We start from the raw sequence: 11,629 nt of genomic DNA on the forward strand, positions 1-11,629 counted from the left end.
TCTTATTGAATTAATAATATGATTTGGAGTTTCCTCCAAGTCAATAGTCATTTAAGAGTTTTTTGAATTCATTTTGCGAAAAAAGTGGAGTAACTCCACTTTTTTCATCGGAGGGACACATCTATGAAAATTGGTGCATTTGCAAAACTTTTTCATGTTACGACTGATACCGTTCGTTATTACATTGAACTTGGATTATTAATACCAGACAAAAAAAACACCCAGTATCAAATGAACCAATTGTGTTTCGACGACATGGCTTTTATTACCGAGTTGAAAAAATTTCATTTTTCATTGTTAGAAATCCAACGAACTTTATCGTATCGGCGTGTTACAAGCTTCTCGGACCATGAGGATATCGACTACTACAACAACTTGCTCACTGATAAAAAGAACGAACTGATCCAAAAAAAAGAAGACATATCAAAAGCTATCCAATTGATTGAAAAGGCGGTTCAAACTAGCTCGCCTTCATCCAAAGAAGAGAATATTACAGGAATCCCGCTTGACTTTGTAAATCTGCTCTATTGTCCGAAATGCCAAATTCCCCTTGAAATGAAAGATGTAACGATTAAAAAAGTTTACATTCACACGGGAAGTTTAACTTGTACCTGTGGATACGAAGCAACTATCGAGGAAGGTATTATCATTACCGCGAACTTGTATGAGACGTCTCCTTATCCATCTTATTTTTACGATAAAGAAACGATTAAAGAGATTAATCCCAAAATGATTAACTTATTTGAAAAAATTAATTTTCAATTTCAAAAAGTTCTACAAAATATAGATTTGAAAAACAAATTAATTGTGGAAACAAACGTTGACGCTTTCGTGTCACTACCTAAATATATCGATGTTCTTGAAACGAGCGCATCCTATGTATTCAGTGGCTATTCACTTGAGATGCTCAAGAAGGTTCGAAACAGAATTGAGCGTATGAATCCGAGGCCACGCGTCCTTTATATTTTGAATTCCGATTTAAATTTGCCATTAAAACCGCTTAGCATCGATATTTTTGTAGATAGTTTTTCAGTAACTGATTTTTCACTGCTCAATCCGCAATTCCCCATTCACGTTCTAAAAAACTATTTACATAACAGTTCAACAATTGTCGGCGGATACTCGTATTATGATAGCTCGGCCAAATCCTTGAAAAACATTTCAGGCTTATATCCAAATTCCAACGAGCATATTTTGTATCCCAAATACTTAGAAGAAAATTTATCAGTCAATGGATTTCAAATTACGCAAAGTGAAAATATCGGTTACTGTACAGATCCAGGACCTTATTTCGATTATCATGTAATAGACGAAAAATTCCACATGCTCATGTATTTGGCTAGTACGAACAAATAGCATACAAAAAGTATTTGTCCGAAAAGCATGCTAGTTCACAAATGAGTAGCACCTTTGTAGCTAAAATGGTAGTGCGGGTATCAGCACCCGCACTACCATTTTCGATTTGCCAATTTCATTCTACAACGTTTACATATCAATCTTATTTAAATGAATTATAGTCACGGCTCTATAGTTCCTGTCCCAACTCCAAAACTCTATACGTTTAGCATTCTTCGGACTACTATTAGATTTTTTTATTTAGTAAAGGTCTCACAGTACTACCTTTACTAACGAAGACAGCGCAACTCATTTTTATTCGTTCTTCCCAGAAAATATCTCTTCATTCTATCCCCCTCCTAAAATCCCTTTTCCTCCATTGACCAGTCGTAAAAAAAAAGCCATCCAACTCGAACGAATTGGATGGCCTTATACTATAAAGAAAATGTTCTATTTGTATTACTTCAATTTTCCCTCAAAAACAATTTTTCTACCACACGGTTCAACTACTGTTTTTCCGTCTTTCTTCACTTCATGAAAGATTGGCTCTTCCATACGACGAGACGGGGCGTATCCTTCTTGTTCCATGCGAGCTAAGCAGTCTGTAATTGCTTCGTTTTCGAGTACTTCAAATTTCTTTTTATTAGGTTGTTTTGTCATGCCCTAACCTACTTTCTATTTTTCTTGATGCGAATTGATTCTTCATGTAGATCATATATACCATTGCGAGAATCCCTATTATAATCATAACTGCAATAAAAAAGCTTGTATACTGTATTTTTTCTATAAATACGCCTCCTAATACAGGCCCCATAATACTTCCTAAACTAAAGGCGATTCCAGATAATATATTACCTGCTGGTAGTAAGTGTCTCGGTAATAAATCTGTCATAAATCCAAGTCCTAAAGAGAAGCAAGATCCAATGACCATACCAGCTAACAGCATGCAGGCAAAGACTATCCAGTAATATTGATCAAATACGGCCGCAAGTAGAAAAATGCTCGTACCTATGCTGAACGTCCACGTTAATATACGGTCCCTTCCGTATTTATCACTTAATATACCGAGAGGAATTTGTGTAATAATGCCCCCAACTGCAAACGCTGGCAATAAGAAGGAAACTTCCGATACAGACCACCCTTTACGAAGTGCGTATACTGGTAAGTTACTATTTAACATTGCTTCAAGCACACCGTATGCAAGTGGTCCCAGTAATGCAATCCACCCTAATCCAACAACTTGTTTATAACGAGAAAATGATGATTCACTCTTCACTTCTCTTTCATCTTGTGCTGGGAATGCATTTTTCGTTGGGAGTAGTAAAAGCCAACCTATTAAACAAAGTATAGTAGATATGATAAATGGTGTTGCAAGACCGTACTGAACAGTGCTTGCTAAATACGGACCGACGGCAAAACCAATTCCGAAGAATACACCGTATATCGATACTTGTCTACCTATTTTACTCGGATCCGATGTTGTCGTAATCCATGTTTGCGTTCCAACATGAAGCATATGATCTCCGACTCCAACTAGAAATCTAAGGATAAACCATACCCAAAACGAAAATGTTTGTGTAAAAAAGAATAATGAAATAATAACAAGAAACCCACCAATGACGATAATTGGCTTCATTCCAAACTTTTGCATCGGTTTTTCAAGAAACGGTGAAATAACTAATATCCCAATGTATAATGCCGTCGCATGAATACCATTAATACTTGAACTAACCCCTTCTTGTTCAAAAATCATTGCAATGGCAGGTAAGAGCATCCCCTGTGATAAACCTGAGATTGCCACAATCCCAACCATAATCCAAAAAGTAAAACGCATCGACATCCTGTTCCCTCTCCTTCTCACGCTTTCCACTTTTCATTATAAACGGTTTCTTCAAATGCGTGTACGAATATTAACAATAAAAAGAAGCTAAAAGAATGAGCCTTTTAGCTTCTTATCCTTCCCAAACTTGTGCTTTCACATTGTAATGAAAATGTTTAAAATATGGATTTTCATAAAATGAAGGGCCATATAAGTACGGATGTGAATGAGCGATTGGTGGCTGCTGTATTTGTAAAGGAACTACAGCTGGTGAAACTTGCAAATACATCGGGCTTATCATTATTTTTGCATATAAGTGATGATTATATGGCGAATGCGCAATTAAAAACGGTTGATGCACTAGTAATCTCCCCTTTTACCTACAAATGTTATAGTATATGCAATACTTTTGCTTTCGGGGACTATTTCTGTTCTAACCAATTCTCTACATGATTTATAAATACATCTAAACAATCAATAAACGGTGAGTGCCCGCAATCTTCTAACACCTGCAATTTTGCATTTGGCAAATGTTTTGCTAATTCCTCACCGACTACTTGCGGTACGACGTAATCCCTGTCACCTTGTATGACGAGTGTAGGAGTTTTAATACGATGAATTTGTTTATTTCCCTCTACCACACCATTATGTTCATCCGAAATATTAAATGTGATGAGCGCATAATTCACATCTACGAAATTACGCTGCGTTAACATATCATCTAAATACTTCTCATAACGATCCGGTTCCGGTTGATTGTGTGTATATATTAATAGATTCCACACTGTACGATAATATAATTTATTCATATTTTTTATCGCATCTAGTACTGGAGCGATTTGTACGGGATCTTGCGCGATTTCTTCTTTCGTCTTTACTAAACTTGATACGATCGGTTCCCCGTTAATATCTTTTTTAAAGATTGGATAGCCTTTCATCCCTACTGATTCTACTAAAATTAACTTTTCTACAAAAGTTGGGTGATTCGCTGTAAATTGCATCGCAACACCACCGCCCATTGACCATCCCATTAACGAAAACTTCTCTAGCTTTAATTGATCGATAAATAATTTTACATCTTCTACGAAGTCTTGTAATGAATCTATCGACTTATTATACGTCGATTGTCCAAATCCTCTTAAATCAAGAGCGTAAATATGGTATTGATTTTGCAGCTTTTCGATAACTAAATCAAAGTGTTGTGACGATGTCATGTTCCCGTGAATGAGTACGAGAGTTTCTGTATTTCGCCTTCCAACTTCCTGATACGCAATCGTTTCTCCATTCGATAGTGAAACAAACTCCATTGTTGCAGGCTTAATCATCACAAGTTCCCCCATTCTTTTTAATAGAAAGAAAATTCTTTATATAATTAAAGAATAACACACAGAATATATGTTCTCAACATAAAACCTATGCGAAATTTTTACATAAAACAACATGCCTATTACTAGACAACTATAATAAAAAAAGATATAGTTAGCTAGGTAACTAATTTGAAAGGATCAAAATATATGGACGAAAAACAACATTTTTTTCACATCGTCAGCCAGACTTCTCGAAAGTTTACGAAGAAATTTAATGAACGCGTATCTCCAACTGGGTTATTTAGTGCGCAGTGGGCTGTTATTTTTCGCATTAATCAAACCGGTTCTTGTACACAAACAGAATTATGCCAGTATTTAAATGTTGAATCACCAACGATGACTCGTACGTTAACACGTATGGAAACAATGGGCTGGATTATTCGTACAGAAGGAAAAGATCGCCGTGAGAAGCTTATTTCTTTATCCGAAACAGCTATAAAAATGATTCCAGTATGGCAAGAAGAAGTGGATACTTTCGAAGAAAAGACGCTAGATGGTATTAACGAAGATGACTTACATCAAGCATTTCAAGTGTTACAACAAATTATTAAAAACTTAGATTAAATTGGAGGGATGACGATGCAAAGTGAAAAACTTTGGACGAAGGATTTCCTCGGAACTTGTTTTAGTAGTCTATTTCTCTTTTTAACATTCTATATGCTTATGACTACTTTACCTGTCTATGTAATAGACGGCCTAAAAGGAAAACCTGAGGAAATTGGTTTAGTTGCAACTGTTTTTCTTATTTCTTCTGTTTTATGTAGACCATTTACAGGAAAATGGCTCGATGACTTAGGAAGAAAGAAAATATTATTTATTTCACTTTCATTATTTTTAGCCGCTACTGTTATGTATTTCGGTGCGCAAAGTTTATTTTTATTACTTGCCCTTCGCTTCTTACATGGTATTGGCTTTGGGATGGCGACGACAGCAACTGGTACGATTGTAACTGATGTTGCGCCAGCTCATAGACGAGGCGAAGCACTTGCTTATTTCGGCGTATTTATGAGTCTGCCGATGGTAATTGGTCCTTTTTTAGGTTTAACAATTATTTCTCATTTTTCGTTTACTGTACTATTTATCGTTTGTTCCGTATTTTCATTACTTGCATTTTTATTAGGATTACTTGTAAATATTCCACATGAAGCACCAGTGAAAAAACAAAAACGAGAAAAAATGAAGTGGAAAGATTTAATTGAACCATCTTCTATTCCAATCGCTCTGACAGGATTTGTTTTAGCCTTTTCTTATAGTGGTATTTTATCCTTTATTCCTATATATGCGAAAGAGCTCGGTTTAGCCGATATTGCAAGTTATTTCTTCATTGTATACGCACTTGTTGTTGTAATTTCTCGTCCATTTACAGGAAAGATTTTTGACCGCTACGGTGAAAACGTACTTGTTTATCCAGCTATTATTATTTTCACAATTGGGATGTTCGCATTAAGTCAAGCGCAAACTCCATTTTGGTTCCTAAGCGCAGGTGTATTAATCGGTTTAGGTTATGGAACATTAATTCCAAGTTTCCAAACGATTGCAATTTCTGCGGCGCCAAATCATCGACGTGGTTCTGCGACAGCTACGTACTTCTCATTCTTTGATAGTGGTATTGGCTTTGGTTCTTTCATTTTAGGTATCGTCGCAGCGAAATCAAGTTATCATAATATGTATTTTATCGCAGCTATTATCGTTGCGTTCACTTTACTTCTATATTATGGATTACACGGTCGAAAACAAAAATTCAAGAAACAACGTACAGACGGACAAATTTCCGCTTAACGTTAATAAGGAAAGTAAACTTCCCCGTTTACTTTCCTTATTTTGTATTTCTTTCAAGACGAGCGTATACTTATAGTAGCAAATAAAGGAGGGACCTATATGAAACTACAAAAATCTCCCCTACTCTTACTTATACTAACATGCATATTTGTAATTACAGGGCTTGGTTTTACATACTTCAAACATAATAAAACAACCCCATCAAAAAATAACGTGACAAAGGAGAATTGGTTAGATGATCCTTACTTACGTTGGTCGTACACACATATGAAAGAATTCACTTTAATTAATGAAGTCAAAAACAATCCCGACCAAGTGGCTCACTTCCCTACTGCGTTACAAAAATTAGATGATTTTGCTGTGGAGCGTGGATTTGGAACTACGACTCCTTTAAGAAAACTTTTAGACGATAACAAAACAGATGCTTTTGTCGTTGTACATAATGGGCAACTTGTATATGAACGATATTTCAATGGATATAACGAGAGTGAACCGCATGGTATGGCTTCATTAGCAAAGGTCTTTACTGGGGCAATGATACAATCTCTCGCTGAAGAAAATCGTATCGATTTAGAGAAAACAGCTGACACTTATATAAAAGAATTAAACAATACACCGTTCGGTAAAGCTACACTCCAGCAATTAATGGACATGCAAGTTTCTGTAGAGTACCCTACTCATGGATATGAACATCCAGCGTTAGAAAATCAAGATGCACAACTATATTTAGCGAGCAATATTTTACCCCGAGGTAAAAACTACGACGGTCCGATGAAAATTTATGATATGTTACGAGAAGCAGAAGAAACTGCACCGCCTGGTTCCGGTTTTTCTTACGATAACGGATCAGCGGAAACACTCGCTTGGGTTATTCGAACTATCACTGGTAAATCATTAGCTGAAAATGTTAGCGAACGAATATGGTCTCAAATTGGTATGGAAGAAAATGCGTATTACGTTACAGACGAAACAAAAGTAGAACAAGCAAGCGCTGGTTTAAATGCAACTGCTAGAGATATGGCAAGATTCGGTCAACTACTATTAAATAACGGGGAATATAACGGAAAACAAATCATCCCTTCCTCCATTACAGAAAGTGTGGAAAATGTACATGAAGGTGAACTCGCAATTGGCAATGGCGCTTCTATTTCTTATCATAATCAATGGTGGATTCCGCACAATGAACAAGGTGCTTTCGAAGTGTTAGGCAGTTACGGACAGACACTTTATATCGATCCGAAAGCAAATATGGTAATCGTCCACTTCTCTTCTAATGCTACACCTAGTAATGAAATACATTCGGTTTATTCCGATATGTATGTTGATATTGCCCATCATTTGGAGAAGCTTTCACAGTAGTGGAAGCAGGAGTTTAAGCCTTACATGAATGACTATTTGGTTGAACAATCGATCTATTGTGCTGAAACGTCAATATAGTAAAAAAGGATCTCTCTTTATCAAGAGAGATCCTTTTTTTACTTCTTCTTCTTTTCTGTCGGTTGGCTTTGTTTAGCGAAATTAGATGAATCATCGAAATTTGGTTGCTCTTTACCAGCATTATTACTTCTACCTTTTCCCATATGTAATGCACCTCCCTCCTCCTTACTATTCCCAATAAAAAAATCCTCTTGCATCCAAGAGGATTTTTTGTTGTGCTATTATTAATAATGCCCAACTGTTACCGCAGTACTTCCAATACGGTCCTATCCTAACTTTTAACCATGGTGTTGATCGTGGCCATCAAGCCTATGATTGTCTATCCGTCTTGGCGTTTTTCTTTAAACGATACCCTAGTCTTCGATCGCTTGGTAGGCCGTGGTCCAGAAGTCTTGGATAAGATGCGATGGGGCCGGAGTGGACATCCCAACCTGGGTGAACAGAATTCCAATAAACTGTTTATCTGGATCAGCGTAAGCTGAAGTGCCGGTTCCGCCATCCCAGCCGAATTGACCGATAGACGCGTAGTCTCCAAGATAGGTACGCACCGCCATCCCAAAGCCCCAGCCACCTTGGATCCCTTGTCCGAATGACAAATGGACGTTATTTTTGGCCAAATCGTCTCGGTATACTTGTTGTTCAGGAGTAAGACGGTTGGTGGTCATCAGCTGGACTGCGGGCCTAGACAGGATCCGTTTAGTACCATGCATCCCTTTATTCAAAAGCATCTGCAAATACGCGTGATAATCGTCGACGGTTCCAAGCAGTCCACCACCGCCTGCTTGGAATGCTGGAGGTTTGCTGTAACGTCCGCCCACACCGTCATCCCACACGATGAATTCACCTGTCTGCGGATCGGGGTTGAAGGCTGGTGGAAGCCGGTCAATCTTGAGCTCAGGTACGTAGAATCCAGTGTCCTTCATTCCTAGCGGATCGAATATGCGTTCGCGCAAGAACGACTCGAACGTCTGACCCGTGACCCTGGCAACAAGAACACCGATTACTTCTAAACTGATATGATACTGCCACCGCTCTCCGGGCTGATAGCTTAGCGGAAGTGCACCTAGGCGACGCATAAACTCATCTGGATCGGGCATATCCTGCCCTGGCGTGTCGAATATCCCACTCTCGAAGAATGCGTTCATGATTGGAGAACCCATCAACGTGAGATCCACTCCGAGCCCGAATGTGGAGGTCAACAAGTCTCGTACAGTGATAGGACGCCGTGCTGGGACGGTCTCTTCTAGCGGGCCGTCGGGCTGTTTCAACACTTGCCGGTCGGCGAGTTCCGGTAGCCATTTGTCTACTGGGTCGTCTAAATGCAGTTTGCACTCATCGAGCAAAACCATTACTGGTGAAACTGCGATTGGCTTGCTAGTGGACGCCAATCGAAAAATCGTGTCCCGACGCATTGGTGCACCGCCATCATGCCTCATTGTTCCAAGCGCTTCGACGTGCGTCTCGCCGTTTCGGCTGACTAAGGCGACGAGCCCAGGAATCTTTCCAGAATCGACATGCTGCGCCAATACATTGCGCATTTTGCGCAATCCTGTTTCAGAAAAGCCCTTATTGTTTTGTCCCATTTTGTTCTCCTTTAGTTTAGATTGAGATTTCTAATACATATTGACAATCAATTATTAGTTCTTCAAATAGAAAAATTCCCCTTTTTAATAATTTCGACAAAATGTATTTATATACATGGAGGCACCATGCATCACTATCAACCTAAGATGAATGTATATCTATAATTCACAGATAATATCATTCTTTTATACTAATATATAGAAAAATATAAAAAACACCATTCTTTCCAATGATTCTACAGAAAGAATAGCGTATTTTTTTTAGGGGGTATTTTGTTTTGTTAGCTTGATAGCAATGTGGTACTATCCTATAAGAACCAATCGTTTATGGACTGTAGTGCTAGTCCATTTATTATTTCTAAATTTCTTATACCCATTCAGGATGATCAATAAAACGGCTTCCGATTATATTGATACTTCGTATATATAACATCATTACATTAATCTTTTTTCGGGAGTACAATTCCTTTATATAATTGAACTGTAATCAAGTAATACATCGAGTAAATCACTACAAAAATAACAAGTGGTAACCATATACGGAAATACGGATCAATTAAAAGAGGGCTGAACATATTCATACCAACTAATACGTGAACAATACCCACAATTGCTGGGACTAAGAATATAAAAAATAACTCTTTATAAATCGAGTGTGTTAATAACTCTCGGCGAACACCGATTTTACGAAGCATTTGATAACGTGTGAGGTCTTTGGATGCACCAGACAGAACTTTAAACATCAGACAACTTGCCATCATTGCTAAGAACGCAATTCCAACGAAGAAGCCCATAAACATGAGTCCGTTAGAAAAACTTTGATTCCACTTATATGTTTGATACTTACTACCCAGTTCTTCTGCTTTCACATTTTTATATTTAACTACCTGTAATTCATCAAGTTTTTTCCATTCTTTTAAGTATGCGCCAAAATTATCTGTTCTCCCAATAAACACGGTATTTTCTGTACCTTTCATATTATCATATATGTTTTGATTGACAATTTTCACTTCATGATTCGGATACATATACTCTGGTTGAATTGTTTGGAAAGCATCGCTCCATTGTTTTGGTTTTCCATCATCTTTACCCCATTGTCTTGACAATGCAAATGCATTCATGGGAATTTTCTCTGAAACTTTGATTGTCTTTTCAGTTTTTCTATCTTTTACTAAAGGACGATTATTCTCTAGCTCTTCTTTTATATAATAAACATACCTATCATCCACCTTGTAGCGATATTCAAGTTTCTCTTTAAATGGAATACCGTCTAACAATTTCTTTTTTTCCACTGTTGGATTATGAACTACTGAATCATAAATCGTTCCTTTATCAGTCTGTTTTAGAACATCGTTTTTAAATGCCATACCACAAGCAATTCCACCAGCTCCAAGAGCTACTAAGATTGCTACAGTTGCCAGTACATTGGTTAGGCTGTTAATACGGAAGTTTAATTGAGCAAAAGTAAAAGCATTCAGCCCTTTTTCCCTACGTTTTTTATTACTCTGTACCTTTTTAACCATAACGGGGAGAAGAGATCCAAATAGCATATAAGTACCAACTGTTGCTGCGATTAATCCAATAGCCATGAATGTAGGAGTTGTCAGTATATCATCTCCCTGTAGCTGTGATATATAGATCAGTGATGCATAACCAATACCTAGTAAAATCAAACCAAGGAATGCAACTACAGCTGTCATTTTACCTTTTACTGCGACACGCTCTGTTTGTGCATCTGCATGTACAAGCTGCAAAACAGAAATACGTGACAATTTCATACTATTCATGATGGCTGATAGTACAAATAAGGCAAAAAAGAAGATGCAAGTAACAGTCATAGATGGAATATAAAATACTTGATAACCCTCACCAGAAAACTCTAACTGTTTCATCAATAACTGACCGATACCTTCTGCAAGTCCCACACCAATTGTAATTCCAATCACAAGTGACGCTGCACCTAATACGATTGTTTCAATAAACATAAGTAGTGTAACTTTATGCTTTTTTGCTCCTAACATCATATACATCCCAAACTCTTTTTGGCGAAGGGATAATAAGAAAGAATTTGCATATAAAATATAGAAGAACGTTATAATTGCTAGTAAAACGGAACCAATTTGAAATGCAAATACAATAGCAGGCATCTGTGTATTAGATTCAAGAAATGCTTTATTTTGCGCTAGGGTTTGGAACATATAGAAAATTGAAATAGATATAATAAGACCCAAAAGTAATACAGTATAATCTTGTAACTTACTTTTTAGCCCTGACATGGAAAGTTTAAATAGCATGATTGAACTTCCTTC

The 11,629-nt window shown here is 37.3% G+C and carries 10 protein-coding genes; 4 read left to right on the forward strand and 6 right to left on the reverse strand.

The window, feature by feature from the left end:
• Nucleotides 1-123: 123 nt before the first annotated feature.
• Complete coding sequence (locus tag JDS95_RS00520) at nt 124-1,356, forward strand: MerR family transcriptional regulator (RefSeq protein WP_000689570.1); 1,233 nt, start codon at nt 124-126, stop codon at nt 1,354-1,356.
• A gap of 438 nt (nt 1,357-1,794) precedes the next feature.
• Here JDS95_RS00520 and JDS95_RS00525 read toward each other — a convergent pair whose 3' ends face one another.
• From JDS95_RS00525 to phaZ, 4 genes are all read right to left on the reverse strand, one after another.
• The gene (locus tag JDS95_RS00525) at nt 1,795-1,995 is read right to left on the reverse strand and encodes an NETI motif-containing protein (RefSeq protein WP_000166300.1); all 201 of its coding nucleotides are present in this window, start codon (nt 1,993-1,995) and stop codon (nt 1,795-1,797) included.
• Nucleotides 1,979-3,175 (reverse strand): MFS transporter, encoded by a 1,197-nt coding sequence (locus JDS95_RS00530; protein ID WP_000062786.1) that lies wholly within the window; start codon nt 3,173-3,175, stop codon nt 1,979-1,981. Before JDS95_RS00530 ends, JDS95_RS00525 begins: the two co-directional genes overlap by 17 nt.
• Nucleotides 3,176-3,287: 112 nt before the next feature.
• Nucleotides 3,288-3,515, reverse strand: a complete 228-nt coding sequence (locus JDS95_RS00535; protein ID WP_000554163.1) for a hypothetical protein — start codon at nt 3,513-3,515, stop codon at nt 3,288-3,290.
• A 61-nt stretch (nt 3,516-3,576) separates the two neighbouring features.
• On the reverse strand, nt 3,577-4,479 hold the full coding sequence (gene phaZ / locus JDS95_RS00540) for an intracellular short-chain-length polyhydroxyalkanoate depolymerase (RefSeq protein WP_000594892.1): 903 nt from the start codon (nt 4,477-4,479) through the stop codon (nt 3,577-3,579).
• Between the two features lie 189 nt (nt 4,480-4,668).
• Here phaZ and JDS95_RS00545 point away from each other — a divergent pair, with 189 nt between their 5' ends.
• From JDS95_RS00545 to JDS95_RS00555, 3 genes are all read left to right on the forward strand, one after another.
• Nucleotides 4,669-5,085, forward strand: coding sequence for a MarR family winged helix-turn-helix transcriptional regulator (locus tag JDS95_RS00545; RefSeq protein ID WP_000343676.1), 417 nt, complete (start codon nt 4,669-4,671; stop codon nt 5,083-5,085).
• Between the two features lie 15 nt (nt 5,086-5,100).
• On the forward strand, nt 5,101-6,300 hold the full coding sequence (locus JDS95_RS00550; RefSeq protein ID WP_001190323.1) for an MFS transporter: 1,200 nt from the start codon (nt 5,101-5,103) through the stop codon (nt 6,298-6,300).
• A 99-nt stretch (nt 6,301-6,399) separates the two neighbouring features.
• On the forward strand, nt 6,400-7,659 hold the full coding sequence (locus JDS95_RS00555) for a serine hydrolase domain-containing protein (protein WP_199690132.1): 1,260 nt from the start codon (nt 6,400-6,402) through the stop codon (nt 7,657-7,659).
• Nucleotides 7,660-8,090: 431 nt separating this feature from the next.
• On the opposite strand, the gene JDS95_RS00560 is transcribed toward JDS95_RS00555, so the two are convergent.
• Both JDS95_RS00560 and JDS95_RS00565 read right to left on the reverse strand, forming a co-directional pair.
• Nucleotides 8,091-9,320 (reverse strand): serine hydrolase domain-containing protein, encoded by a 1,230-nt coding sequence (locus tag JDS95_RS00560; protein WP_199690134.1) that lies wholly within the window; start codon nt 9,318-9,320, stop codon nt 8,091-8,093.
• Between the two features lie 440 nt (nt 9,321-9,760).
• Nucleotides 9,761-11,614, reverse strand: a complete 1,854-nt coding sequence (locus tag JDS95_RS00565) for an FtsX-like permease family protein (RefSeq protein ID WP_199690136.1) — start codon at nt 11,612-11,614, stop codon at nt 9,761-9,763.
• Between the last annotated feature and the right edge of the window lie 15 nt (nt 11,615-11,629).

This window comes from Bacillus cereus group sp. N24, assembly GCF_016483345.1.
Classification (GTDB): Bacteria; Bacillota; Bacilli; order Bacillales; family Bacillaceae_G; genus Bacillus_A; species Bacillus_A toyonensis.

What these genes read in the sequence shown, in the direction of transcription:
- JDS95_RS00520 (WP_000689570.1), top strand. Translation starts at nt 124, where the DNA reads ATGAAAATTGGTGCATTTGCAAAACTTTTTCATGTTACGACTGATACC.
- JDS95_RS00525 (WP_000166300.1), bottom strand. Translation starts at nt 1,995, where the DNA reads ATGACAAAACAACCTAATAAAAAGAAATTTGAAGTACTCGAAAACGAA.
- JDS95_RS00530 (WP_000062786.1), bottom strand. Translation starts at nt 3,175, where the DNA reads ATGTCGATGCGTTTTACTTTTTGGATTATGGTTGGGATTGTGGCAATC.
- phaZ (WP_000594892.1), bottom strand. Translation starts at nt 4,479, where the DNA reads ATGATTAAGCCTGCAACAATGGAGTTTGTTTCACTATCGAATGGAGAA.
- JDS95_RS00545 (WP_000343676.1), top strand. Translation starts at nt 4,669, where the DNA reads ATGGACGAAAAACAACATTTTTTTCACATCGTCAGCCAGACTTCTCGA.
- JDS95_RS00550 (WP_001190323.1), top strand. Translation starts at nt 5,101, where the DNA reads ATGCAAAGTGAAAAACTTTGGACGAAGGATTTCCTCGGAACTTGTTTT.
- JDS95_RS00555 (WP_199690132.1), top strand. Translation starts at nt 6,400, where the DNA reads ATGAAACTACAAAAATCTCCCCTACTCTTACTTATACTAACATGCATA.
- JDS95_RS00560 (WP_199690134.1), bottom strand. Translation starts at nt 9,320, where the DNA reads ATGGGACAAAACAATAAGGGCTTTTCTGAAACAGGATTGCGCAAAATG.
- JDS95_RS00565 (WP_199690136.1), bottom strand. Translation starts at nt 11,614, where the DNA reads ATGCTATTTAAACTTTCCATGTCAGGGCTAAAAAGTAAGTTACAAGAT.